Annotated in this window: 20 protein-coding genes; 9 read left to right on the top strand and 11 right to left on the bottom strand. The window is 56.4% G+C overall.

Annotated features, from left to right (window positions below):
• Positions 1-187 precede the first annotated feature (187 nt).
• Together Fuma_RS20950 and Fuma_RS20955 are read left to right on the top strand one after the other, a co-directional pair.
• Entirely contained in the window at positions 188-1612 is a 1425-nt protein-coding gene (locus Fuma_RS20950; RefSeq protein WP_077025835.1) for a phytoene desaturase family protein, read from the top strand.
• A 55-nt stretch (positions 1613-1667) separates the two neighbouring features.
• A complete protein-coding gene (locus tag Fuma_RS20955; protein ID WP_077025836.1) occupies positions 1668-3257 on the top strand; it encodes an arylsulfatase in 1590 nt (529 codons plus the stop codon).
• A gap of 98 nt (positions 3258-3355) precedes the next feature.
• Here Fuma_RS20955 and Fuma_RS20960 read toward each other — a convergent pair whose 3' ends face one another.
• From Fuma_RS20960 to Fuma_RS34300, 6 genes are all read right to left on the bottom strand, one after another.
• Positions 3356-3646 carry a type II toxin-antitoxin system RelE/ParE family toxin gene (locus tag Fuma_RS20960; protein WP_077025837.1) on the bottom strand — a complete coding sequence of 97 codons (291 nt, stop codon included), beginning with the start codon at positions 3644-3646 and terminating at the stop codon, positions 3356-3358.
• Positions 3639-3875, bottom strand: coding sequence for an addiction module protein (locus Fuma_RS35385; protein ID WP_158521086.1), 237 nt, complete (start codon positions 3873-3875; stop codon positions 3639-3641). Before Fuma_RS35385 ends, Fuma_RS20960 begins: the two co-directional genes overlap by 8 nt.
• A gap of 209 nt (positions 3876-4084) precedes the next feature.
• Positions 4085-4486 (bottom strand): hypothetical protein, encoded by a 402-nt coding sequence (locus Fuma_RS20970; protein WP_145944285.1) that lies wholly within the window; start codon positions 4484-4486, stop codon positions 4085-4087.
• Positions 4468-6069: a DUF1080 domain-containing protein gene (locus tag Fuma_RS20975; protein WP_077025840.1), complete on the bottom strand. Its 1602-nt coding sequence runs from the start codon at positions 6067-6069 to the stop codon at positions 4468-4470. Before Fuma_RS20975 ends, Fuma_RS20970 begins: the two co-directional genes overlap by 19 nt.
• A gap of 187 nt (positions 6070-6256) precedes the next feature.
• Positions 6257-7651 (bottom strand): outer membrane protein assembly factor BamB family protein, encoded by a 1395-nt coding sequence (locus tag Fuma_RS20980; protein WP_158521087.1) that lies wholly within the window; start codon positions 7649-7651, stop codon positions 6257-6259.
• 248 nt (positions 7652-7899) lie between these two features.
• Positions 7900-9117 (bottom strand): BON domain-containing protein, encoded by a 1218-nt coding sequence (locus tag Fuma_RS34300; RefSeq protein WP_158521088.1) that lies wholly within the window; start codon positions 9115-9117, stop codon positions 7900-7902.
• 508 nt (positions 9118-9625) lie between these two features.
• Between Fuma_RS34300 and Fuma_RS21000 the strand changes: the two genes are divergently transcribed.
• The 6 genes from Fuma_RS21000 to Fuma_RS21025 all read left to right on the top strand — a co-directional run bounded on the left by Fuma_RS21000 (position 9626) and on the right by Fuma_RS21025 (position 16196).
• Entirely contained in the window at positions 9626-10630 is a 1005-nt protein-coding gene (locus Fuma_RS21000) for a phosphatidylserine decarboxylase family protein (protein WP_229360699.1), read from the top strand.
• 58 nt (positions 10631-10688) lie between these two features.
• On the top strand, positions 10689-11552 hold the full coding sequence (locus Fuma_RS21005; protein ID WP_229360700.1) for a CDP-alcohol phosphatidyltransferase family protein: 864 nt from the start codon (positions 10689-10691) through the stop codon (positions 11550-11552).
• 369 nt (positions 11553-11921) lie between these two features.
• Positions 11922-12560, top strand: a complete 639-nt coding sequence (locus Fuma_RS21010) for a riboflavin synthase (protein WP_077025843.1) — start codon at positions 11922-11924, stop codon at positions 12558-12560.
• Positions 12561-12592: 32 nt separating this feature from the next.
• A complete protein-coding gene (gene rsmA / locus Fuma_RS21015; protein ID WP_229360701.1) occupies positions 12593-13468 on the top strand; it encodes a 16S rRNA (adenine(1518)-N(6)/adenine(1519)-N(6))-dimethyltransferase RsmA in 876 nt (291 codons plus the stop codon).
• 105 nt (positions 13469-13573) lie between these two features.
• Positions 13574-15055 carry an IMP dehydrogenase gene (guaB, locus tag Fuma_RS21020; protein WP_077025845.1) on the top strand — a complete coding sequence of 494 codons (1482 nt, stop codon included), beginning with the start codon at positions 13574-13576 and terminating at the stop codon, positions 15053-15055.
• Positions 14988-16196: a hypothetical protein gene (locus Fuma_RS21025; protein WP_145944286.1), complete on the top strand. Its 1209-nt coding sequence runs from the start codon at positions 14988-14990 to the stop codon at positions 16194-16196. Before guaB ends, Fuma_RS21025 begins: the two co-directional genes overlap by 68 nt.
• A 99-nt stretch (positions 16197-16295) precedes the next feature.
• On the opposite strand, the gene Fuma_RS21030 is transcribed toward Fuma_RS21025, so the two are convergent.
• Positions 16296-18653: an MMPL family transporter gene (locus Fuma_RS21030; protein ID WP_077025847.1), complete on the bottom strand. Its 2358-nt coding sequence runs from the start codon at positions 18651-18653 to the stop codon at positions 16296-16298.
• A 561-nt stretch (positions 18654-19214) separates the two neighbouring features.
• Between Fuma_RS21030 and Fuma_RS21040 the strand changes: the two genes are divergently transcribed.
• A complete protein-coding gene (locus Fuma_RS21040; protein ID WP_077025849.1) occupies positions 19215-19544 on the top strand; it encodes a hypothetical protein in 330 nt (109 codons plus the stop codon).
• A 216-nt stretch (positions 19545-19760) separates the two neighbouring features.
• On the opposite strand, the gene Fuma_RS21050 is transcribed toward Fuma_RS21040, so the two are convergent.
• From Fuma_RS21050 to ilvC, 4 genes are all read right to left on the bottom strand, one after another.
• A complete protein-coding gene (locus Fuma_RS21050) occupies positions 19761-20783 on the bottom strand; it encodes a DUF1559 domain-containing protein (RefSeq protein ID WP_077025851.1) in 1023 nt (340 codons plus the stop codon).
• Between the two features lie 190 nt (positions 20784-20973).
• Positions 20974-22116 carry a cysteine desulfurase family protein gene (locus tag Fuma_RS21055; RefSeq protein ID WP_077025852.1) on the bottom strand — a complete coding sequence of 381 codons (1143 nt, stop codon included), beginning with the start codon at positions 22114-22116 and terminating at the stop codon, positions 20974-20976.
• Positions 22117-22219: 103 nt separating this feature from the next.
• Complete coding sequence (locus Fuma_RS21060) at positions 22220-23167, bottom strand: sugar phosphate isomerase/epimerase family protein (RefSeq protein WP_077028463.1); 948 nt, start codon at positions 23165-23167, stop codon at positions 22220-22222.
• 231 nt (positions 23168-23398) lie between these two features.
• Complete coding sequence (ilvC, locus tag Fuma_RS21065) at positions 23399-24403, bottom strand: ketol-acid reductoisomerase (protein WP_077025853.1); 1005 nt, start codon at positions 24401-24403, stop codon at positions 23399-23401.
• Between the last annotated feature and the right edge of the window lie 3 nt (positions 24404-24406).

The following is a 24406-nucleotide window of genomic DNA, read 5'->3' on the forward strand; positions in this document are numbered from 1 at the left end:
CTACAGCGTATTACGCTGACTTGTGGCCGCGGAACAAGCGTTTCGTACTATCAATGCTGTTTGCCACGAGCCCGAACCGTCCACGACAAAAGGTAAACTGCTCTAGTCACACAGCTGAGAAGCCCCGCCTTTCAAAAAAGGCGGATTTCTTTCATTCAGCGGCAAACCGGAAAACGCGACCAGACCCATGGCCAAAGACTTTCTAAAAAATGCGAAGGACGAATATGACGTTGTCGTGATCGGCAGCGGACTGGCCGGGCTGACGTCGGCCAACGTCCTTGCTCGGCAGGGCTATTCCGTGCTGCTGCTTGAGCACCATTACCAACTTGGCGGCATGGCCACGTGGTTTAAGCGACGCGGCGGTCACATCTTTGACATTTCGCTGCACGGCTTCCCGATCGGAATGATCAAAAGCTGCCGCAAATACTGGTCGCAGGATATCGCGGATTCGATCGTGCAGTTGAAGGGAATTCGATTCGAGAACCCTCAGTTTTCCGTCCGCACGACCTTCGACCGCAAAGATTTTACGCGACTGCTGACAACTGACTTTGGCGTGCCGGAAGAACGAGTCACTGCGTTCTTCGACAAGGCTCGCAGCATGAACTTCTACGACGACCAGAAAACGACGACTCGCGAACTGTTCGAAGAATTCTTTCCGGGACGCGACGATGTTGTGCGCCTGCTGATGGAACCGATCACGTACGCGAACGGGTCGACATTGGAAGACCCAGCCATCACGTACGGCATCGTGTTTTCCAACTTCATGCACAAGGGCGTGTATACGTTTCGAGGCGGCACGGATGCGTTGGTCAATAAAATGAAGGCCGAGTTAGTCGGCAACGGCGTCGACATTCGTATTCGCACGCTGGTGGAGAAAATCGAAGTCGGTCCGGATCAGAAGGTCCAGGCGGTTGTGGTGAACGGGCGGCGGATCAAGTGCCGTGCGGTGATGTCCAATGCGAACATCAAGTCCACGATTCTGCGCATGACGGGTGAGGAGCACTTCAGCAAAGATTATGTTGACGAAACAAAAGCCGTGCGACTGAACAGCAGCAGTTGCCAGGTTTACATGGCCTTGAAGCCAGGCGAAGGCTTCGACGAAAGCGTCGGCGATTTGTTGTTCCATTCCGAACACAAAGGCTTCGACATAGAAGCCATTTTAAGCATGAACGTCAGCAGTCGCACATTCAGCTTTTACTATCCGGAAACTCGGCCCGGCAGCGATCGCTGGCTGATCGTATCGTCGACAAATGCCAACTACCGCGACTGGGCCGATCTGTCAGAAGAAGACTACCAGGCGGCGAAAAAGGATCTGGAAGAGACGACTCTGGACTGCCTGGAACAGTACGTGCCGGACATTCGAGCAAAGCTGGATCACATCGAAGCCGCAACTCCGCGAACGTTTGAACACTACACTCGACACATCGCCGGATCGTCATTCGGCACCAAGTTTGAAGGCCTAAAAGTCAGCCAGAATTTGCCGGAACAGGTGGGCGGCTTGTTTCACGCCGGTTCTGTGGGCATCATTATGTCTGGCTGGCTGGGAGCTGTAAATTACGGCGTGATCGTCAGCAACAATGTGGACAAATATTTGATTGGCAACGGAGCGTAGAGACGGCAACACGGGCTCGCTCCCTCCGCCCCAGTAATTTTCGGGAGTACCGTGCATGTTTCGACTCGTCGCAGTTTGTGCCTGTCTGGTTGGAATCTGCAGCTCCGCCGACGCGGCTTCCCGGCCAAACGTTCTGCTAATCATGGCAGACGACCTGGGCTATTCGGACCTCGGCTGCTACGGCTCGGAGATTCAAACACCGAACCTTGACCAGCTGGCCACGAACGGACTGAAGTTTACTCAGTTTTATAACACCGCCCGATGCTGGCCCACGCGAGCCGCCCTAGTGACCGGCTACTACGCTCAACAGGTCGGCCGCGACAAACTGCCGGGCGGTGGTGGCGGAGGCGGCAATCGAAACGCTCGACCGAAATGGGCTCGATTACTGCCCGACATGCTGCGACCGGCAGGCTATCGAAGTTACCACTCTGGCAAATGGCATATCGACGGTATGCCAATCGCTGCCGGTTTTGATCGTTCCTACCTGTTGAAGGACCAGGGCCGATTCTTCAACCCGACGAAGCACTGGGAAGACGATCAGCCCCTGCCGCCGGTGAAGAAGGAATCAGGGTTCTACGGTACGATTGCGATCGCCGACCATGCGATCAAGTGCCTGAAGGAACACCAGGCGGATCACGCCGACAAGCCATTCTTTCATTACCTCGCCTTCACCGCGCCGCATTTTCCGCTACATGCGTTGCCGGAAGACATTGCGAAATATCGCGACCGCTATCTTGAAGGCTGGGAAGCCGTTAGAGACCAACGCCATCAGCGGCAGAAGAATTCCGGGCTGCTGGATGTGTCTCTGTCGGCCGTCGAAAATGATCTTGGCCCGCCGTACCACTTCCCCGATCACTTAAAAATCCTGGGTGACGCGGAAGTCAATCGCCCGGTCGGTTGGGAAACGCTGACACCCGTTCAGAAACGGTTTCAGGCCACGAAGATGGCGATTCACGCGGCGATGATCGATCGCGTTGATCAGGAAATCGGACGCGTGCTGAGTCAGCTAAAGAGCATGTCCGCCTTCGAAGACACGCTGATCTTTTTCCTGTCCGACAACGGCGCCAGCGCAGAAATCATGGTACGTGACGATGGCCACGATCCAGACGCTCCGATGGGGTCTGCAGCCACGTATTTGTGCCTCGGCCCCGGTTGGTCGACAACCTGCAACACACCGTTTCGTCGTCACAAGACGTGGGTTCACGAAGGCGGGATCTCAACGCCGCTGATTATGCACTGGCCGACCGGCATCCAGGCCAAAGGCGAACTTCGACACGGCTCGGGGCACGTAATTGACATCGTGCCGACCATTCTTGATGTCTGCGGAGCGGATCGTTTAAGCGAATGGAAGGGAACACCAGTGCCCGCGCCGCCGGGGAAAAGCCTGCGACCAGCTTTCGAAGAGGACTCCACGATCAAGCGTGACGATCTGTGGTGGTTTCACGACGGCCACAAAGCGATCCGGCAGGGCGACTGGAAACTCGTCGCCGCGAAGGATGAACCATGGGAGCTGTACGATCTCTCGAACGACCGAGCCGAACAGAACAACCTGGCCGCAACCCACGCTCAGCGAGTCACCGAAATGGCGGCGAAGTGGGAAGCACTGGGCGCTGAGTTCCGTGCGACGTATGAATCGGCGGAGTAGTGAGGAGTTGGAGCCGGGCAGAATTGAAATCTGCCTGAAAGCGGTCCCCCCCCATCGAGTGTCAAATCCTAAACTGCTGGGCGGCAGTTTCCGGCGCGCTACCGGTCAGCCCAGTAGTCTGGGGCGCGAGAGCTGTGGGCCAACGCTATGACTACAATATCCTTCTGCACAGTGCGATAGATAATCCGAAACGGATAGCGCCGAAGCAGGAAGTAGTGATGCCGGGCATCGCACATGGGGAAGCGGTGTGGGTCCGCAACGATTTGAGCTAACGCGCGATCGAATTCGGCATCGAAATCATTCGCAGCATCCGTGCTGTGTTCTGCGTACCAAGTCAGAGATTCGGTGTAGTCGATTTCGGCAGCCGAACATAAAACAATGTTAGCCATCGAGGCCAGCCTTGCGGCGGGCTCGTTGGCGGACGTCTGCCCATACGGCACCAGTCATTTCGCCGGAGTCGTAAGCATTGCTTCTGCGATCAGCCTCCGCCACCCAATGACTATCCGGAGGAACCCAGTCAGTCGGAGACACATCGTCCCAGAGTGCCGCGATAAGCTGGGCACGTTCCCCCGAGGGCAGGCTTTGAGCGGCGTTCAGGATTTCTGTTAGCGTAGTCATGCCTTCAGTATACCGTTTCTGCATCGCAAGACGAGTGGCGAATAAGTTCGTGCCATTCGTAGCGGAAGCCGCCAAGGCTTTCGGCTCTCTATTCGAGGTCTGCTGGGCGCCGAATTTCGTACGATATACGAAGACTCGAAATGACTCGAATGTTGTCCCGGAGTGTGTTGCCCCGGCGGCGTAAGAACAGCTTGGGACGTTTATTTTCATCACCAAGCCTGCATCGTGTATACATTACCGAACCCCAGTGCAAGCTCGGCAAGAACGCAGAGTGCGATCGGACGGGGCGAGTAATGGCGGATCAGGAGTATAACCACCAAAGGTGGAAACACATAAAAGGCACACAGGAATGAAACGGCGGCAAAACCAAGAACGACATGCCCGGTTGCGGTGTAATCATTGAGTCCGTCCGCATTTACGGTCCAGAAATCCAGAATGCCGGCTCGCTCAAGCCGAACGACTACGGCAGCATAAATCAGCCACAATGTCTGCGCCCAGATCACGGTGCGAATGCCACCAGATGGACGCTTTGAGCAACTGTTTGTGCTTGCAGTGGGTGATTCGTATGGATTCAGGATCTTCCCTCCACAGCTCAATTTGCTGCGTTCCACTCATCCAGCATTGCTTGAATACGAGCTTTGTTGAAGTCTTCCGGCATGTCGTAGTCCTGATTCTTCAACAGGTCGTCGATTGTGACCTTCGGGGTTGGCACGCCGTCTTCGGGCACGTCTGCGTGAGCCGTCCATGCAATCGCATTTAGAACCAGCTTGCGAAAATTGTCATTGCCCCAGTTCCAATGGTAGTGGCCGCCGGTGAAGCCGAATCCGCGGCCGCCGTCGCTTCGAGTTCTCGCCCACGCCACGGCCTGCGGTTCCTTGCGATCAATGACGGCCGCTCGGACGTACTCATTGTTGCTGTGAGGACCGTCTTTGCGTGTGAGTGAGCCGTCGTCCTTGACCAGCGTGTTGGCTGGCGGCAGTTCGGTCAGAATCGGGGTGACTCGGTCCTGATCTTCGGCGAACCGCATGTGGTAATACCATTCGTCGTTGACAGTGAAAGGCTTCACTCCGTTGGCGATGGGGTGGTTGGGGAAATCATCGAAAGTGCCTGTCCAGTGAGGATTCACGGACCAGTCAGTTTCAAAATAACCGCCCGTCCAATTTTTGAAGGCTTCGCCCACGGGGCCGATTGGAACTTCTACGCCGTAGTGAATGCAGGCCATGCCGACGCCGCGATTTTGAATCTGTTGCAGACGGTTCACGTGGTCATTAAACGGGTGCCGCCCACCGCCGTCGCAGTAGACGACGATGGAATCGACGTTGTCGAGCACGCTGTCATCCTTTGGCCAGCCGTTGGTGTAAACCTCTGCTTCGATGTTCAGGCCGCTGCTGTTCAATTGTTCCGCCAGCAGCATGCAACCGGCCTTGTGTTCGTGAGCTCCGAAGCCGTGGCTAGGGGTTCCCGCGATTAACGCGACCTTTTTTTTTACAGGCAGCTTCTTGATGCGGATGTTGCGGAACTGAACAGTCATGGCCGGGCCCACGTGAATCTGCAAGGCCAGCAACCCGGTTGCTCGACGGTTCTTGATGTCGTTGTCGACACATTCAATCGTAGCCGTGTCGTTGATGAAGTGTTTGAAGTGGTAGCCATCTGCCACGATTCGATACTTGTTCCAGTCTTCATCCTTAATCTTCGCCTGGATGTCAGCGCTTTTTCCCACGCTGCCCGTCACGTTCACTTTGACCTTGCCATCGTCGCCGGACGTCAGTTCCGTCTTCTGACCTCGGTTTGCCAGGATGCCTCGGAACTGTTCGCCGTACAAAATCCCTGAATACGTTTTGCCAGCTTCGAAGTCGGCCTGATATCCGCCGATGCCCCATTCGCGATCGGGCAGTTCAAAGCTGCGGTACTGGATGCCGGAATTGCCGTTGACGATTTTGTATTCCAGTTGCAGTTCGAAATTATCGAACTCACCACCGCGATAGATCAGAAAACTGTTGGTCTTCAGTTTGTTGTCGTCGGTAGTTCTCCCCGTGATGGCTCCATCTTCGACACTCCATCGTTCCGGGTCGCCGTCCCAGTTCGTGAGCGTCTTGCCGTCAAACAGCGATTGCCATTCGTCGGCCGCTATGGCCTGACTGGACGCTGCGGCGGCCAACATAACAACCATCAATTTCGCACATGCTCGCATCATGTTTCTCATTCCCGACAGTTTGGATTCGCAGGCCAAAGGAAAAGCCCACAGACTGAAGCGTTCTAATGCTCCATGTTTACTCGATTGCCACACCGATTTCCAACAACAATCGGAGTTTCCGCAGTGACGAAGCTGGCCGCAGTGGAGCTCAAATAGCCACACACAGCAAACGCTAAACTGGTGTCGACTAGCGTTCGCTGATGGCGGCTTTGTCAGCTTTTACTTGTCCATCTCGCAGGTCCAGGCTCAACAACCAGTCTTCGCTGCGCAGGTACAGTCGGCCGTTGGACAGCACTGGAGCGGCCCACGCCGGGTAGCCGATTTCGTCGAAGGACGTGCGGCGGTCTTCCTTGAATTCTTTGGAATCGACATGCACCACGGCCAGCGTGCCACGTTCGCCCAGCACAACAAACCTGTCGCCCACTTGAATCAGGGAGCCGCGACCAAAGTACGGAAACGGGACCGCTTTGCCCGTTTTGCGGTCGATAATTTTTCCGGTTTGGCGATCGCGAGCCAGGTCGCTGGCGGTGCCTGAAAAGCCGGTGGATTCCCACATCACCTTTCCGTCTTCGACTCGCACACAACGCAGTTCGCCCTGATTTTCGTGGCGACCGCTGAAGCCGTAGAGAAACCCATCGACGTGGATCGGTGTGGACCAGTGAGCCAGCATATTTTCTTCGTCGCGCCAGACTTCGGTGAACGACTTGCCGTCAGGCTTCACCTTCAGCAACGCCGAACCAACCTCGTAGGCGGCCGTCAGAAAGATCTGGTCGTCAATCACGACCGGTCGTGCCGCGTTGACGGAATCGTGCGTCTTTGACCGAAACCAATAGTGGAAGTTCTCTTCACCCGTCGCGGGATCAAGCGACACCAATCCCTGCCGGACAAGGCAAAGCAGATGTTGCTGACCGTGGATGGTGGCGATCAGCGGTGATGAATAGCTGATCACCATTTCGCTGCCCGTCCAGCGATAGGGCTCTTTTGTGTGAGCGTCGATCGCGCCGTCCCACGTCTGCTTACCGACGGCTTCCCATGCGATGCTGCCGTCTGACGTGTTGAAGGCGACAACGCCGGAATTCGGCTGACCTCCGACAAACACAATCAAGCGGTCGCCGTCCAAAATCGGTGAACAGCCAACGCCGAAAAACCAACGAGGCAAGTCGTGCTTTTCTTTCAGCGCGTGTTGCCAAACGACCTTGCCGGTTTTCATGTCGGTGCAGCACAGCCTGCCTTCTGCACCCAGCGTATAGCAATGCGTTTCCGTCAGGACGGGCGAACAGCGTGGTCCGTTGTTGTAACCGTAAGGGTCGCTGAATTCGCTTTCGTAGCCATGTTCCCAAACGACAGATCCATCGTTGACGTTGCGGCAGGACACGATTTCTTTATCGCCCTGCCGATGGTGAATCACAAGTCGTTCGCCCAGAGTCGACGGTGCGCTGTAACCGGTGCCGATTTCCTGCTTCCACAGAACTTTGGGACCGTCCTCCGGCCATTCCAGATTGACACTCGTTTCTGCGGACGTCCCGTCGTGACGCAGCCCCAGAAACCAGGGCCAGTCTTCAGCAACGGCGACAGAAGTCATCGCGAACCAGACGCAAGCGACAGACAAGTGCGCCATTGCAGCGGCGCGAAGGGCAGGGGGGGAAGGCATAACGGCGAGCAGCTAATTGGTGGGCAGAAAACAAAAGTGGCTCGCATTATCGCGGGTACGGCGGGTGATGTATAGGTCTGGCTCCCGGAGATGCAGTGCTGCGGCCGAACACGAAAGAAGCCCGGCTTTTTGGAAAAGCCGGGCTTCTGGTTCGGTATCTGATTATTCGGACGGTCTGATCAATCGCTGTGCCAGTTCTTTGGCTGCCACAACCAGTACCAGGCACTCTTCTTCTTTTCGAAGTCAAGCTGCCAGTGACCGTCATCCCACTGCAGTGACACTTCTCGCCATCCCAGTGGTACCTGAGGGTACGGGTAGAATGGCCCGATGTACGGCCAGGCACTCGCACTGTACTGCTTCGGATAAGAAACCGCCGCTGAGTTCGGGTATGCCGCGTAGGAAGGCCATGCGTGTGAAGGCAGGTTCGGATTCGAGTAGTTGCCCGCTCCGCCCATTGCCATTGGAGCGTTAGGAGCTCCCATTGGTGCCCCCATCATGGCAGGAGCCATCATCGAAGCTGGTCGAACCTGACCCTGAGGTCGTGGTCCGGCACCGTAAGCTGTCTGAGCAATCGGGCCTTTGACTTTCAGGTTGTTACGAACATCCTGAACGCCGGGAATTTCCGAAGCCGCTCGCCCAGCTTCCTGCATCTGCTGAACCGTTGAAACGTCGCCGGCCAGAGTGGCGATGCCATCTTCGTAGCGAATCTCGACGTCATAACCAACCAGGCCAACGCCAGCCAGTGATGATGCGATGTCCTGAGCGACCGCCTGATTACTGCGACCGGCAGGTTGCTGAGCCGCTGTCTTGTGAACGATCAGCTCCGAAGCCTGCGATTCCTGTGCAAAGTCAGTCTGGTAGTCCAGTGCTGGCGGAGCAGGAAGCGTTCGCGTTTGTGGCTGAGCAGCTCGCTGCGGCTGGGCAGACTGAGCTGGCTGAGCCTGTCGGCCCGGCTTCTGAAAGTGAATTCGCTGAATGTCGCGGCTGCCGCCTTCGACTTCGCTGTAGCTGGCCGGTCGCAGAGCACCGTCTGTCATTCGACCAGCCGTCTGTTGCACCTGACCTTCAGGCACGTAACGCAGGTTGTTGACAACCTGAGTGACACCAGGCACTCGTCGAACCGCTTGTTCGGCACGTGCTCGATGAGTCACGTCGCGAACTTTGCCGTCCAGCTTAGCTGTCTCACCACGAACTTCGACCGACAGGTCGTAGCCGTTGATGCGAGCCTGCTTGAGGGCTTCAGCAACTTTCTGAGCCTGTTGCTGATTGTGCTGCTTCTGAACCGATCGGGCCGGTGGCAAAACCTGCCGCAACCCTGGAATTCCCTCGGCGCCGGCCCAGGCAGGATTGGCTGCCAGAATGCCCAGCACGAGTAACCATTTTCCGTACTTTCGCATGAAAGCTCTCCTCCTGAGCGGGCGATGAAATTCGCCAGTCGAACGGTGCGAACCGTTTCGGGGCATATCGCCGGATATTGACGGTACTTCGTCGTGAAGTCCAAACTTCGAAAGCAACTGAGCTGACCAACTCCGGTCGCCTCCGTCTCTTCCGTGATCCATAATTTCGATGCCTTCACTGACGATGGCCACTGACCGGACTCGCGCAGATTTAAGACACGTTGGTTTCATCGGTCGCGTAGTGCCGGTTAGATAAACCTTTCTGGTTTTTCGGCCCGTATGAACTGCATCGATTCCGCATTTCCCGGCAGCAGGGTGGTGACTGGCAAAAATTGCCGGAGCGAGCCTCCATTTGTGATTTCAGATCCCGAATCGCAGACCGCGCCGCTCTGGTCTCAACGTCCAAACTTCGGGAATCAGGTTCGCCGAGGTAGAAACCGGAGCGCGGCACAGCGACCATTCTTCTGACTTCCAGCCGCTTTGCACATCTTATGTACAGACATCTCCGATGACGGATCGTCAATCCAACACTCCTGACCCTGCGGCCGGCGGTCGCCGCGAACTGATGACGATGGACCCTCAGTTGAAGGATATTCAACCGGGCAGTGGCGTTGTCATTCACATCGAACAGGCGTGGGGTAGGGTTCGCCGCTGTTGGCTGAGTATCTTCCGGCGCGGGTACGTCAAAAAGATGGAAGCATGCCGCAAAGGCGACTTCAACCCGTGTCCTCACCCGGTTCTGGACCCGCGCGACCTGAAGTTCCATCAAAATCAGGGTGGCTGGTACTGGGATCGTGAAGACGATCCGTTTACGTGGCGCGACAAACTGCCGTTCGCACGAGTCGGCCTGGCAGAACTGCTGCTTATGGGTGGTGGCTTTTTTGTCGCAGCGGCCGCATTCGGCTGGTGGGCCACACAGGCGGAAGGCACTCTGCAGGTTGTGGCGGCCATTCTGGCAATCGCGGCGGGCGTGATCGGCATTCTTATTACATGGTTCTTTCGCGATCCGCATCGTGCGATTTCAACTGAGCCGGGCATGGTGGTGTCGCCGGCCGATGGCAAGATTGTTGAGATCGAAGAACTGGACCACGACGACTTTATTGGTGGCCCGGCAGTGAAGATTGGAATTTTCCTTTCCATCTTCAACGTGCACATCAATCGGACGCCGGTCGCGGGCCGAGTGATCGGGCTCACCTACAAACCGGGCAAATACCTGAACGCCCTGCGTCCGGAATCAGCTCGCGAAAACGAACGACTTACCGTTTTGTTTGAGGAAACGGAAGCTCCGTATCGCGGCATGGTGATTCGCCAGATTACGGGCGCGATCGCTCGAAGAATTGTGTGCTGGGTCAAACCGGGCGATACACTGGAACGCGGTCAGCAGTTCGGCATGATCAAACTGGGGTCACGGACGGAACTGTTAATTCCTCGCGAGGACGGTCTGGAAATCAAAACCAAACTCGGCGACAAAGTTCAGGCCGGTTCGTCGATTTTGGCCAAATACACCGGGTAGCAGCGTGGACACTCCAGAAGTCAAACCAAAGAAAACTTCGCGGCAAAAAGCATTTGCCGTGCTGCCCACTCTTCTCACGTTGGGAAATGCCGTTTGTGGCTTCGGAGCCATCACCATTCTGGCCCGCGTCGGCCCCACATTTGATGTGGTCGGAGGCTATGACCCGGCATTGGAAATGGTCAATGCGGCGAAGCTGATCTTTCTGGCAATGCTGTTCGACGCCCTCGACGGCAGCGCGGCTCGGCTTACCAATCAGTCCAGTGATTTTGGGGCGATGCTGGACAGCTTGTGCGATGTCGTCAGTTTTGGCGTTGCGCCCGCGTTCATGATGCTGAAACTGACGGACCCGCGCCATCGCTTGATGGAAACGCTGCAACTGAAGGGCGACTCGGCTCCCACCGTCGAGCGGATGTTCACAGCGCCGTTCGACTACCCAATTGATGTGCTGTGGCCGATCGCCGCCCTGTTTCTGGCCTGCGCAATCCTTCGCCTGGCTCGGTTTAACGTGGAAACTGAAGAGGAAGATGACCACAGCGGTTTCAGCGGCCTACCGTCACCCGCCGCAGCGGCCGTGATCGCCAGTTTTCCGATCGGAGTGGATTCACTCACCAAGAAAGCGTGGGCTGAGCCGGCAGGTGAGATTATTCTGCCCGCCCTTGCTGTGCTTCTGCCGCTGATTACGCTGGCAACGGCCGTGCTTATGGTGTCTCGCGTCCCTTACCCGCACATTTTCAATCAAATGCTGCGAGGCAGCCAGGGTCGCAAACAATTGCTGCAGCTGGTCTTCACACTGGCCCTGCTTTCTGCGATCGGCGGAATGACGATCCCCGTCATTTTCTGTTGGTTCGCCTTCGCAGGACCGTGCCAGGCCGTGTGGCGGAAATATGTGAATCCGCTGTTTCGGAAATCCTCCGCGACGTAACGACGCACCTCAGCGTAGATTCGACGCACAACCCGCTTCTGATAACTCTGAAATACAGGGCAACATGCCTCCATCGACGCTGCATTTGCAGCAGATTCCGCTCTCAGAGACATCCAGCGGGATAATCGCTAAGCGTTCGAACTCCAATTTGCCCTGCGGTAACCACGCTAATTGGCGGGGCGGTCGTCCAGCCTTGCTTTTGGCAAAAGCCGGGCTTCTGCTGGTTCGTCGCATGACATTCGACACATTCCTGATAAACTCGCCCCGCAACAATCGGCCGCAGTTGCTCTTGCTGGAGTAACCTGAAGGCGGTTTTTCCATTCGCGGCGTCCCCGCTGGACGCTCACTTGTTGCACAGTCATTCAGTCCATGTTTACCGGTCTCGTCGAAGGACAGGGAATTGTCAGGCTCCTGAAACAGGAACCGGCCGGACTGCGCCTCACAATCAGGCCCAACGACGACTGTTTTTCTGCCACCGAAACTGCCATTGGTGACAGCATCGCCATCTGTGGCTGCTGCCTGACCGTCGTTCAGATTGCCGATGGCAACCTGGATTTCGAAGCGGGCGAAGAAACGCTTTCGAAAACATCACTTGGTGATTTGGCCGAAGGCAGCACGGTGAATCTGGAACGTTCATTGGCCGTTGGAGCTCGTCTTGGCGGCCACTTTGTACAGGGTCATGTCGACGGCGTCGCTACTGTCGACCAAATCGATCGCAGCGGCGAATGGGTCGATATGTGGTTTCGAGTGCCCCCGGAAATGACGAACCTCATGGTGCCCAAGGGCTCCGTGGCGGTTGACGGCATCAGCCTGACGTTGGTCAACGTCGAAGCCGACCGGTTTTCCGTCGCCTTGATTCCTCACACGCTGGATGTAACAACACTGGGGCAACGTGACATCGGTCAGCGAGTGAACATTGAACTGGATATTTTGGGCAAGTATGTCTCGAAGATGCTGAACGGCGTTAGCCAGGGCAGCATTTACAACTTCACGAAACGTAATCTGTGAAAGACGCCAGCCGGCAAACTCGAACCCACCTGATGCAACTGTTTAAGCAGTTTGGCTTCAACCCGCGCTCGGACCTGGGTCAGAACTTTTTAATCGATATCAACCTGATCGAGTTCGCTGTTCGCGCAGCCGACATCACAAAGGAAGACGTCGTTCTTGAAGTCGGCACGGGCACCGGCGGCATGACCACGTTTCTTGCGGAAGAAGCGGGCAAGGTCATCAGCGTCGAAATCGACCGAAATATGTTTGCGCTGGCAACGGCCGCCACCGAACACTGCGATAATGTCACTCTGATCAACCAGGACATCCTGAAGAACAAAAACACGATCGCTCCGGAAATCACTGAGCTGCTGACGAAGTTGATGGACGAGCAGCCGGAAAGCGATTTAAAGCTGGTGGCCAATCTGCCGTACAGCGTGGCGACGCCCGTGATCTCCAATCTAGTCGCATCGGACCTGCCGTGGCAGAAGATGGTCTGCACCATCCAGCTGGAACTCGGCGAAAAAATGATCGCCGAACCCGGTTCGTCCAACTACGGAGCTCTGTCGGTTTGGATGCAGTCACAGTGCAACGTGAAGATTCTGCGTCGTCTGGGGCCGAAGGTATTCTGGCCGCGTCCGGGAGTCGATTCTGCCATCATCAGCATCTGGCGACACGATCGTCGCGGCGACCGGATCATCGACAAGAAGTTCTTTCTGGACTTTCTGCGACGCATGTTCCACCACCGTCGCAAGTTGATGAGAAGCGTGCTGGTAAGAATGTACAGCAAGCAGCTTAGCAAGCCGGAAGTCGACGAACTGATTCAGCAGCAGGAACTGGATTTGGAAACTCGTGCAGAAGCTCTGGACGTACTTACGCTGGTGAAACTGGGAAACCGGTTTTGCGAGGCGATTCGAGCCAAAGAATAGTCTCATACGACGACCACTTGAGGGCGTTTCGCAGAATTCGCCAGCCAGAGCAGGGCAGCGTACAGGCCTTGAACCGCCAGGATTGAACAACAGAAGGACGATATCATGCTAGAACGCGTTGCCTACAAGGGCCTGACATTCGACGACGTACTGCTGGAACCTGGTTACAGCGAAGTCATGCCATCAGATGTGGATCTCAGTTCTCGACTGACCCGCAACATCGCTCTGCACGTGCCGATCGTCAGCAGCCCAATGGACACCGTCACGGAAAGTGAAATGGCCATTTCGATGGCGCAACTGGGCGGCATCGGCATCATTCACAAGAACATGTCCATCGAACAGCAGGCGATGGAAGTCGATCGCGTGAAACGCAGCGAACACGGCGTGATTGTTGACCCGGTCACTTTGCCGCCGGAAACGACCGTCGGTGAAGCATCGCGAATCATGGACGAGCGCAATATCGGTGGCGTGCCGATTACAGTCGACGGCAAGCTGGTCGGCATCCTCACGCGACGTGACCTGAGATTCCTCGAATCGCGAGATCGGCCGGTCGCTGAGGTGATGACCAAGGATAAGCTGATTACTGCACAGGAGAACACCAGTTTAGAAGACGCAGAACGGATTCTGCTGGAAAACAGAGTCGAGAAACTGCTGCTGGTGGACGATCAATATCAACTGAGAGGCTTGATAACGATCAAGGACATCGACAAGAACGTGCAGTTTCCGCAGGCGTCGAAAGATCACCGGGGAAGATTGCGTGTCGGCGCAGCGGTGGGCGTCCATGATCTGGACCGAGTGACTCAACTCATCGAAAAAGGCGTCGATGTTCTCGTTGTCGACAGTGCTCACGGGCACTCGAAAAACGTTATCGAGACCATTCAGGCGATAAAAAAGGAATTTGAAATCGATGTCATTGCCGGAAATGTGGCAACGGCAGAAGGAACCAAAGCTTTGGCGGACGCTGGAGCCGATGGAATAAAAGTCGGAATCGGTCCCGGTTCGATCTGCACCACGCGGATCATTTCCGGAGTCGGCGTTCCTCAACTGACGGCCATTGCCAATGCGGCAAGGGCGTTGGAAGGTTCAGGCGTGCCGGTCATTGCCGATGGCGGCATTCGATACAGCGGAGACATGACAAAAGCACTAGCCGCCGGAGCATGGTCAGTAATGATCGGTGGTTTGTTGGCGGGTGTGGATGAAAGTCCTGGTGAGATGATTCTTTACCAGGGGCGAAGCTTCAAACGATACCGTGGCATGGGATCGATGGGAGCAATGGTGAAGGGAAGCAGCGAACGCTACCGCCAAAGTAAGGTGGATAGCAAGGACAGTTCCAAGCTGGTTCCCGAAGGAGTGGAAGGGCGAGTTCCGTACAAGGGCGGTTTGCAGCCATTGCTGTACCAACTCACGGGCGGACTGCGATCCGGCATGGGCTATGTCGGAGTTAATACGATTCAGGATATGCGAACGAAGGCTCGATTCATCGAGATTTCGGCGGCTTCGGTTAGGGAAAACCATCCACATGATATCGCAATCACTCAGGAAGCACCGAATTACTCGGTCGAGCATTCTTCAGACAGTCACGGCTAAGCTGCAGGCATCGGCAAACCGCTTGCGCACAGCGTCTCGCTTCACAGCAAGGTTGTGCTGCATCGCCGGACTAAGTGCTGCAGTTGCCGGTTCGGCCGTTGGTGAAGACGACGATTTGCCGTGGCTGGAACCGATCAATCAGCCGCCCGTGTCGTCGTTTGTCGGAACGCCCATCGCCACACAACAGGCTGTTTCAGAAAGCCGCACCGCATTCATCGAAGAGCGGTCCGCTCGACGACAGGCACTCATTCAGCAGTTGTCGTCGTCCAGTGATATGACGGTCAACAACGTACTGCTGACCAACGGCGACGATTCGACCACAGGCGTCGTGAAGATCGCCGACCTAACTCCAACGCCGGACACCTTGTCGGTACCGCCCGCCCCAGCATTGCCGCACGCATCGATCGGCACTGGCCCGATCACTGAACGAAGCAGCGATCTGCAACCGTTGCGACAGGGACGAAACGTTCAGAAATACCGTCGGGCAGACGGAAACATCGTCAAACACAACAGCCGTCGTGGCACCACAAAAGTGAAACAGCCCGGCGGATTCCTCAGTCACTTTTTCGAGTTCCACGACCCGGAACTCGAACGCTTCGATCCCGATGACTACGAAATGCCAATCCTGCTGGTTGCCGCCAGCGAGGAACAGGACGAAGGTGTCGTCGACATGAACGACGGCGAGCGAAAAGGCCCGATGCTGCGGAAGCTGACCAACATTCAGCCCACTCTCGATTACGCATGGGGCGACTGGGAGAAAGAAGAACTACCGACCGATTTCTACGATCGGATGGACAACGGACCGTACTTCGAATCGGAAGCTCCGCGAACAGTTCTGCAGTGGGCACCGACGAACCTTTGGTATCACCCACTGTATTTCCAGGACGTCGGCCTCGAACGCTACGGACACACCCACAAGCCGTGGATTCAGCCGTTTGTGTCCTCCGGACGTTTCTTTGGACAAGCCGTTGGGTTGCCGTACCAGATGGTGCTGCATCCGCCGAAGTCGCGTGAATTCGCTCTGGGCTATTACCAGCCAGGCGAATGGGCTCCGAAGCTCAGGTATCAGATTCCGTTTAACGAAGAAGCAGCGGCAACGGAATTTCTGTGGGTCACTGGTCTGATCCTGCTGGTCCCATAGTCGACCAAAAGTCAGTTTGAATTGCTCCAAACAGTAGAAGCCCGGCTTTTCAGAAAGCCGGGCTTCTTCGTGTTCCGATTTCAGGCAAACCGCTTGTCGCTACGCCTGCGCTGCTTTTTTCTGTTCGCGATAGCGAGTGAGCAGGATCAGAAACGCGGGTACCATCACAGGGCGGACGACAAACGTGTCGAGAATCACGCCCAGTGCCAGAGCAAAACCGAGCTGGTCCATGCCCAGAAGACTGCCTGCCATCAGCGATGAAAACGTGCCCGCCATTATGATGCCGCAACTGCTGATGATGCTGCCCGTGCGTTCCAGGGCCACGATGATTCCGTCGATCGGACCGTGTTCCTTTGTCTCCTCGTCAATGCGAGTCAGCAGGAAGATGTTGTAGTCTTCACCCACCGCGATCAAGATCGTGAACAGGAACATGGGCACCTTCCAGTCCAGCCCGGCAAAGCCGGAGGGATCCATCGCCCAGAAAAACAGGTTGGTCAGACCAAGAGTCGCAAAGTAGCTGAACAGTACCGTCGCCATCAGATACGCACAGATCCACGGACGTCTCAGCAGTAGCCATAAGATGGCAAAGACGACGACCGCCACCAAAGAATTGATGGACGTCCGGTCGCGATCCGTGACCGACTTCAAATCGCTTAGGCTCGCCGTCTCACCCGCGAAATACAACTTTGCTCCCTTCATCGATTCCGGAAGCATTTGCGGTAACTTCTCACGCATATTGCGAAACTCGTCGATGCTGCTGCGTGCAAACGCATCGTTCTTGAAGATTAATTCCATCCGTGTGACCGATGGCTTTTCTTCTGTGGCGTACTCCCTGACCGCTCGCGGACGCAGCAGGCGCTGCGATATTCCGATGTCTCGGCCGCCAGTGGGATCCGCGATGGAACGCACTGCCTGGATACCAAGAACGTCTTTCGCTTCCAGAATTCGCTCTGTCAGCTCCGTGATATCAGCCGGCGGCTTCGGTGTTCTTGCGGTGTAATCCTGCCCCGGTACATCAAGAAGCACTCGCACCGGCACGCCTTCGCCGCCAGGAAAATGAGCCTGCAACGCTCGCGCGCCGCGAACGCTGTCGGCGGTGGGAGGCAGGTCCTGCAGCAGACCGTAGCTAAGATGGCCGTACAGGAACATGCCCGTGACTGCGAATGGCAGCATGATCAGAACACTGCCCGCCCACAGCGTGGCTGGCTTCTTAAGCAGAAGCTGGCCCATGTTGCGCCAGCCGGCATTCAACACGCGCAGTTTCAGCACGCGTGAAAGCATGCTGCGCTGAGCCACCCATTCGCCACGACTGGCTTCTCGAGCAGGAATGTTGGGCCAGAAGGCGAACCGCCCGAAGATACGCAGCACTGCGGGAGCCAGCGTTAGCGACGTTGCCAGGCAGATAAACAGACCGAACGAAATTGCAATGCCCGCCTGCTGGAACTTACCGAACTCGGCAAACGACATCATGCCGATGCCGCACATCGTTGTGCCCGCACTCGCCGCTAATGCAGAACCGACCTTGGCCAACGCCACACTGATGGCGTCTTCAATACTGCTGCCGCTGTCCAGCAGTTCTCGGTAGCGAGCGATCAGGAACAGGCAGTAGTCCACGCCGGCCCCGTACACCAAAACCGTGACATACGGTTCGATGCCGGTGAAGACACGAATCCAACCCAGCTCAGCACCAATCGCCAGCAGGTTTAATGATAGTGCCGTCGCGACGGCCACTGTCAGCAACGGCACCAGAGCCAGCAGGGGCGCTCGATACATCCCCAGCAACAAAACAACAACAAGAATAACAGTCCATCGTTCGGTCGACTCGGCGCTCTCGTTCGCTTCTCTGATGGCGTCGCGTCCATATGTGGCGGTACCGCTAAACGTGATGTCCAGGCCAGGCGGGATCGCATCATCAGAATCGGACTCGCCGTCTTCCGCATTGTCTTCGGAAGGTCGCACCGCCACGCGTCGCCATGCCGCGATCTCCTGTTCGATTTGTTCGATCAGTTCTTCGTTGTCCTGATCAAGGAACTCAGTCTGCAATTCCAACACGATCAAAGACGCTTTGCGGTCCAGGCTTGTGTACAGTGGCCCGATATTCGGCGTCCCGCGCCACACCAGTTTTCGCACCAGCAATGGTCTGGAATTATCACGTTCCTCTGGCGGCAGTGCTTCACCGGTAACACGGTCCAGTTGAAATCGCCTGCTCAGACGCGGAATCAATGAGTCATTGATGAATCCCAAGTCTTCCTGCCGCAGCCCTTCGTCGGATGTTTCCCGCCGCACGACCAACACGACATTGCTAAAGACTGTCGCATCGGGGAAGTATTTTCGGAACAGCCGCTGAGCTTCGATGCTGGGCGAATCCTCGGGCAGAAAAGCAAATTCACCGTTTTCCGCGACGTCGGACCATTTCGGCACGTAGACAAACGAAACGACCAAAGCCAGAACCCACATTGCGACAATGCTGGCTGAGTGCCTGGTTGCAAATTTCCCTAACGCCTGAAACAAGCTGGTGCCGTTCGTCGCGAGTTGATGTGTCTAGGCCAACTGCCCGTCCCTCCACCATAACGGCAGCTCGCGGAAAATGCGGCCGATCGCCTCGGCGGCTTTCGCCGCAACCGAGACACAGAAGGCAGCATTTTGGTCCTCCGCTGGCACGAAAAGTAACGCCGTTGACCACCAAATTCAACGAACCTCGGTCACCCCACCACCGACCAGACAGAATGGCGATGGTGGCGGCCACAATTCGTGGACACAAGGTCAGGTCCTGTCAGGCAGGCGATTTTCACGAACTGTGATCCTCGCCAACTTGAGCAGTTTCCCTTTTGTTGTGGACGGTTTGGGCTCGTGGGAAACAGCCTTCACAGTCCGAAATGTTTGTTCCGCGGCCACAAGTCAGCGAGATTCGCTTTAAGGACGCCTTCAATTCCCGAATTTCACTGACTTTGTTTGTTACGAAAGTGGTTTTCCAACGTCCCACCTCCGGCGCGCCCAGGCAATTAACAGGTGCGTTTTATGTCTAACGGCAGGGACATCGCTGATGAGGAGTTGCTGGAACAGTGTCGGATCACTCAAATATTCTTCAATCGCCAGCTTGCCTACGGCCATTCGCCAAGGGTCGCGTACGCCAATGCGATACGACTATTAAGCCGCGTATGCGTGTTCGCGTGGGAATCAATCAGCTTGGACCCTGATCACAACCGAATCCGCCCTCAGTTGCCTCAACCCGCAGGCCGTGCGCCTGCCGGCGCTACTGCGATCCCCGACAAGCCTGAAGAAGCCCGTTCCGACGCACAGGGAACTTACAAATCCGGCTCAGACTATGTTCGGGCAGATGAAGCGTGAGCCGTCATAAACCGGTAGCCATGTCGAACACTCGAAGCATGCTCGAGTCATATTTCGCCCGGTATGGCGCGCTGTGGCAGCAAGTTTCCAGATCACGCCGAATGCTGAAGTTGGTGACCCCAGGAATGCAGCGGGGCTCGAGGTTTTTGAAATGAACTCCGCAGTCGGTCAGCGCGCCCGCGACGGCTGAGCGGCGGGCAATGACGTTCATACCTCTTAAAATTCGCCCACAACGTTGCCGTCGTTGCGTTGGCCGAGGTTTCGCCATGTTCCCAGGTCAATGTTCTCGCTGATGCTGCGAACCGAGCCGTCCATCAGCAGCGAGTTGACGACGCCAATGTGCCAACTGCGAGAAGTGACAGCCGCGTATGTTGGCGTGGTGCAGGTCTTATCTTCGCGACAGGATGTGTAGTCACCTTCCTCGGGGCGATCGCCTCCGGGCACAAGAACTTTACTGTTTGGCGGAAGCGTTGTCGTAAATCCTGTTTGGTGGACGCGTCCGTCAACCCATTCTGTGTGACCACTGTTCGCTTTGTTGCTGCCACCGCCTGCAATCAGCGCTTCTACATCGACGGGCGCCGATGGAACGGTGGCGGTTCCCTGGTCTCCATCGCGGTTGTAGGGAGTAAACGCTTTCACTTCGGAAAAGCCGAGCGTGTTACTGGTGCCGTCGGTGAAATGCTGTGTGCCAAAATTCGAATTCGGCGCGAAGGCACCGTCGCCGGTTTGGCGAGTTGCGTTGGTCCAGACACGCCATGTGCCGCCGTTGTAGCCGTACGTGATGGGATAGTGCTCAGCCACACCGCTGCTGCTAGTGCGTTGACGATCATTCACTTCGCTGGGGCAAATGTACGCCTTCATCCGCTGAATCGCGATGCCGTCGTTAACGCCCGAGGGGTCTTCGTACGATCGCGACAGGTCCGCCTGCTGATACAGGTTACTTTCTTCCAGGTATGGCATCAGCCGCGCGAGAATCGACCATTCTCCGCCGGGAGTATTGGTCGTACTGACATCAGACACGAAGGCCGGCGGAAACGCGGAATAGGTGTCCAGATAGTTGTGCAACGCCAGGCCGACTTGCTTGAGGTTATTCTTACACTGGATTCGTCGAGCGGCTTCGCGGGCCTGCTGGACAGCGGGCAGCAGCAGGGCGATCAGGATCGCAATGATGGCGATCACGACAAGCAGCTCAATTAACGTGAAACCTGCTTTTCGGTCGGCACGATTACGAGTTTTCATAGCGTTTTCCAGCTCAGGAATACATCAAAAGGAGTTCGCCCCTCCAGTTGGGAGGGAATCGATGGTCCGAGCGTGGCTGGCTGTTGGCTTGCTGGCTGCGGCGACTGAGACTCAGTCTCATTGACTTTCCGGGATTATCGGTACGCATTTGTGGTCGTGCAAGGCTGTCTCTGGACAATCTGCTAATTTCTCAGCGCTGCTCACGCAGCCGGCTGACAACATTCGCAATGCGAGCGGCCGCGTCTGCGATTTCGGCCTCCGTGTTCAGGTCGCTGACACTGAAACGCACGGAGCTGGTGCAGATGGCCGGTTCAATGTTCATGGCCAGCAACGCGGGCGCGGGTTCGGCCGATCCGCTCGCGCAAGTACTGCCGAGTGAGCAGGCGATGCCTTCCAGATCCAGACTCACCAGCATGGCTTCTCCGTCGACGCCGGGGAAGGCGATGCTGAGCGTGTTGGGCAAACGAGGGGCATCGCTCCCGTGAACGACAGTCGGAGCACTGCTTTCACAAAGTGCCTGCTGCAACTGATCACGCAGCTTCTGGACGCGCTGCATGCGTGCTTCGCAATCGGCGTCAAAGCATCTTAACGCCGTGGCCATGCCAGCGATCAGCGGAACGGGTTCCGTGCCAGCTCGGCGCCCCGACTCCTGATGTCCGCCTTCCAGCAACGGCGGCAACTGCACACCGCGTCGAAGCAGAAGGCCGCCAATGCCACGCGGGCCGTGAAACTTGTGAGCCCCAAATGCCAGGGCCGTGGCCTTGAGTTTGTGGAAGTTGACTGGAATTTTGCCCACGGCTTGCACGGCGTCGATTAACAGGGGTACGCGATGCTGTTCACATAGGTCAGACAACTGAGTCAGATCCTGAATCACTCCAGTTTCGTTGTGAGCCAGAATGACGCAGACGAGCTTCAATTCAGCCCACGGCAGGTTCGCGAACTGTTCGGGCTGCAGGAGTCCGGACGAATCAACCGTCAGATTCAACAGCTTCAAGCCGTTCTGGCGAGCTCGTTCGCAAGCGGCTGCAGTCGCGGGGTGCTCGCCAGCCGTCAGCGCGATGACGCCTTTGCGTCCCAGAGTCAGCCCATTGATGGCAGCGTTAATGGATTCGGTGCCGCCACTGGTAAAGATGACCTCAGTCGGATCGGCTCCCAGAATCTGCGCGATTGCATCGCGACTGTCTTCGAGAACGCGACGAGCATCGCGGCCAAAGCTGTGCTGGCTGCCAGGATTGGCGAAGGCCGTCGTCCACGCTTCTGACATCGCCTTCGCAACTTCCGGCAGAATGACGGTAGTGGCGTTATTGTCGAGGAAGATGCGGGAAGCTGACATTGAGTCCTCGCCGATTGTTGGCCGAGTATTTGCGAAAGAAGCCCGGCTCTAAAAAAGCCGGGCTTCTAACCTGCGTATTGTTTGCTTGCGGAACGGGCTAACTCTAGCCCAGCTCAGCGATCGATCGTTCAAGAAGTTTCTTGCTGGCTTTGATGCCGGCAAATTCATCCAGCTTGCCGCCTTCGTATTCGATGCCAACCCAGCCGGTGTACCCGGAATCGGCCACGATTTTCATCATCTTCTTGTAGTCCGTTTCCTTCTGCCAGCGAGAATCGATCGTCACGAACGGACGGGATTCTTCGAAGTCGTAGGTCTTGGCGCTGACTGCTTTGGCGTACGGCATCAGCAATTCTGTGCCCCGATAGCGATCGAACCACTCGCCCTTGTCGCGGTTGATTCCGAAGTTGCCGAAGTCGGGCAGGGTGCCGCAGCGTTTGTGGTCGACCTTCTTGATGACAGTTGAGAGCCAGTCGCCATCGGATGAAAGGCCACCGTGGTTTTCGACAATTACATTGATGCCGTGCTTGTCGCCGAACTCTGAGAGTGCTCGAAGCCCATCGGCGGCTCGGTGGATCTGTTCTTCGCGGCTGCCGGAACTGCCCGCGTTAACTCGGATCGAATGGCAGCCAAGTTCTTTAGCGGCCTCAACCCACTTGTAGTGATTCTCAACGGCTTTGGCTCGTTTGGTCAGGCTGGCGTCACCCAACTGACCTTCGCCATCGATCATGATCAACAATTGAGTCACGCCGTTGTCGGCCGCTCGTTTGTTCATCTCGGCAAGGTACTTTTTGTCGTTGGCCTTGTCTTTGAAGAACTGATTGACGTACTCAACGCCTTCGATGCCAAATTCTTTTTTCGTGGTTGCGGCGAAGTCGAGGTTGTCGAGCTTGCCGCCCTTTATGGCTCGATGCAGCGACCATTGAGCAAGGCTAATCTTGAACTTTGGATCTGCTGCAAATGCCATCGCGGCTGCAGATTGACTGGCAACGCCAGCCGCCAGAAGTCCGACGGAAGACGCGAGGAATGAACGGCGAGTTGTCGAGTCAATCATGGTTAGCCTTTCGGTTAAGAGGTCTGTCAGGCCCACAATGGCGGCCACACTTGTGCGTCGAAGTTACCACTTCTCCCAGCGTATCGCCTGGGAGGTCGGACGTTGCGAAGCAACGTCCGGGAGGGGGTTCGTGCAGACAGCAGGCCTCGAAGCGACGTTCGGCCCTCCCCCGAACCTGCTTCGCTCGTTCGCCCCCACCCACAATAAATTGCGGGAGGGGGTGGTTCATGTTCAGACTTCCTTCGAATCAATCCAGGTCATCATGCGACGCAGGTCTTTTCCGACCGATTCAATCTGATGAGTGCGTTCTCGACGGCGAGTCGCGAAGAACGAAGCTTGACCAGCTTTGTTCTCCAGCAGCCAGTCACGAGCGAACTTGCCCGACTGAATGTCATTCAAAACTCGCTTCATTTCTGCCTTGGTTTCTTCCGTCACGATTCGAGGACCGCTGGTGTAGTCACCGTATTCTGCGGTATTTGAAACGCTGTAACGCATGTAGTTCAAGCCGCCCTGATAGAACAGGTCGACAATCAGCTTCAGCTCATGCATGCATTCGAAGTAAGCCATTTCCGGCTGATAGCCCGCTTCCACAAGCGTTTCGAAGCCAGCTTTCACCAATGCAGATACACCGCCGCACAGAACCACTTGTTCGCCGAACAGGTCAGTTTCTGTTTCTTCGGCGAATGTCGTTTCAATCACGCCGCCGCGAGTACCGCCGATGCCCTTGGTGTAGGCCAACGCCAGCTGCCGTGATGTTTCTGACGCTCCGTCGCTAAGAGCGATCAGGCTGGGAACACCGCCGCCAGCGACGTATTCGCTGCGGACGAGGTGGCCAGGACCTTTGGGAGCGGCCAATGCGCAGTCGACGCCCTCTGGTGGCAAAATCTGGCCGAAGTGAATATTGAAGCCGTGCGAGCACATCAACAGGTTGCCGGAGGACAGGTTCGGCTTAATGTCGTTGCGATAAACGTCGCCCTGAATTTCGTCGGGCAGCAGAATGTTGACCAGGTCGCCCTTCTTGGCCGCATCAGCAGCGGACATGGGTTCGAAACCGTGGCTTTTGGCGAGGTCATAGTTCGGGCCGCCGGGGCGCTGACCGACGATGACGTTACAGCCGCTGTCGCGAAGGTTTTGAGCCTGAGCGTGGCCCTGGCTTCCATAGCCAATGATCGCGATCGTTTTGTCTTTCAGAAGGCTGAGATCCGCGTCGTCGTCGTAATAAACCTTGGCTGCCATGAA

The sequence above is a fragment of the Fuerstiella marisgermanici genome (assembly GCF_001983935.1).
Classification (GTDB): Bacteria; Planctomycetota; Planctomycetia; order Planctomycetales; family Planctomycetaceae; genus Fuerstiella; species Fuerstiella marisgermanici.

What these genes read in the sequence shown, in the direction of transcription:
- Fuma_RS21000 (WP_229360699.1), top strand. Translation starts at nt 9,626, where the DNA reads ATGACGGATCGTCAATCCAACACTCCTGACCCTGCGGCCGGCGGTCGC.
- Fuma_RS21010 (WP_077025843.1), top strand. Translation starts at nt 11,922, where the DNA reads ATGTTTACCGGTCTCGTCGAAGGACAGGGAATTGTCAGGCTCCTGAAA.
- Fuma_RS34300 (WP_158521088.1), bottom strand. Translation starts at nt 9,117, where the DNA reads ATGCGAAAGTACGGAAAATGGTTACTCGTGCTGGGCATTCTGGCAGCC.
- Fuma_RS21055 (WP_077025852.1), bottom strand. Translation starts at nt 22,116, where the DNA reads ATGTCAGCTTCCCGCATCTTCCTCGACAATAACGCCACTACCGTCATT.
- Fuma_RS20960 (WP_077025837.1), bottom strand. Translation starts at nt 3,646, where the DNA reads ATGGCTAACATTGTTTTATGTTCGGCTGCCGAAATCGACTACACCGAA.
- rsmA (WP_229360701.1), top strand. Translation starts at nt 12,593, where the DNA reads ATGCAACTGTTTAAGCAGTTTGGCTTCAACCCGCGCTCGGACCTGGGT.
- Fuma_RS21060 (WP_077028463.1), bottom strand. Translation starts at nt 23,167, where the DNA reads ATGATTGACTCGACAACTCGCCGTTCATTCCTCGCGTCTTCCGTCGGA.
- Fuma_RS21040 (WP_077025849.1), top strand. Translation starts at nt 19,215, where the DNA reads ATGTCTAACGGCAGGGACATCGCTGATGAGGAGTTGCTGGAACAGTGT.
- Fuma_RS20980 (WP_158521087.1), bottom strand. Translation starts at nt 7,651, where the DNA reads ATGACTTCTGTCGCCGTTGCTGAAGACTGGCCCTGGTTTCTGGGGCTG.
- Fuma_RS21030 (WP_077025847.1), bottom strand. Translation starts at nt 18,653, where the DNA reads ATGTGGGTTCTGGCTTTGGTCGTTTCGTTTGTCTACGTGCCGAAATGG.
- Fuma_RS21025 (WP_145944286.1), top strand. Translation starts at nt 14,988, where the DNA reads ATGATATCGCAATCACTCAGGAAGCACCGAATTACTCGGTCGAGCATT.
- Fuma_RS20955 (WP_077025836.1), top strand. Translation starts at nt 1,668, where the DNA reads ATGTTTCGACTCGTCGCAGTTTGTGCCTGTCTGGTTGGAATCTGCAGC.
- Fuma_RS35385 (WP_158521086.1), bottom strand. Translation starts at nt 3,875, where the DNA reads ATGACTACGCTAACAGAAATCCTGAACGCCGCTCAAAGCCTGCCCTCG.
- Fuma_RS20950 (WP_077025835.1), top strand. Translation starts at nt 188, where the DNA reads ATGGCCAAAGACTTTCTAAAAAATGCGAAGGACGAATATGACGTTGTC.
- Fuma_RS21050 (WP_077025851.1), bottom strand. Translation starts at nt 20,783, where the DNA reads ATGAAAACTCGTAATCGTGCCGACCGAAAAGCAGGTTTCACGTTAATT.
- guaB (WP_077025845.1), top strand. Translation starts at nt 13,574, where the DNA reads ATGCTAGAACGCGTTGCCTACAAGGGCCTGACATTCGACGACGTACTG.
- Fuma_RS20975 (WP_077025840.1), bottom strand. Translation starts at nt 6,069, where the DNA reads ATGATGCGAGCATGTGCGAAATTGATGGTTGTTATGTTGGCCGCCGCA.
- ilvC (WP_077025853.1), bottom strand. Translation starts at nt 24,403, where the DNA reads ATGGCAGCCAAGGTTTATTACGACGACGACGCGGATCTCAGCCTTCTG.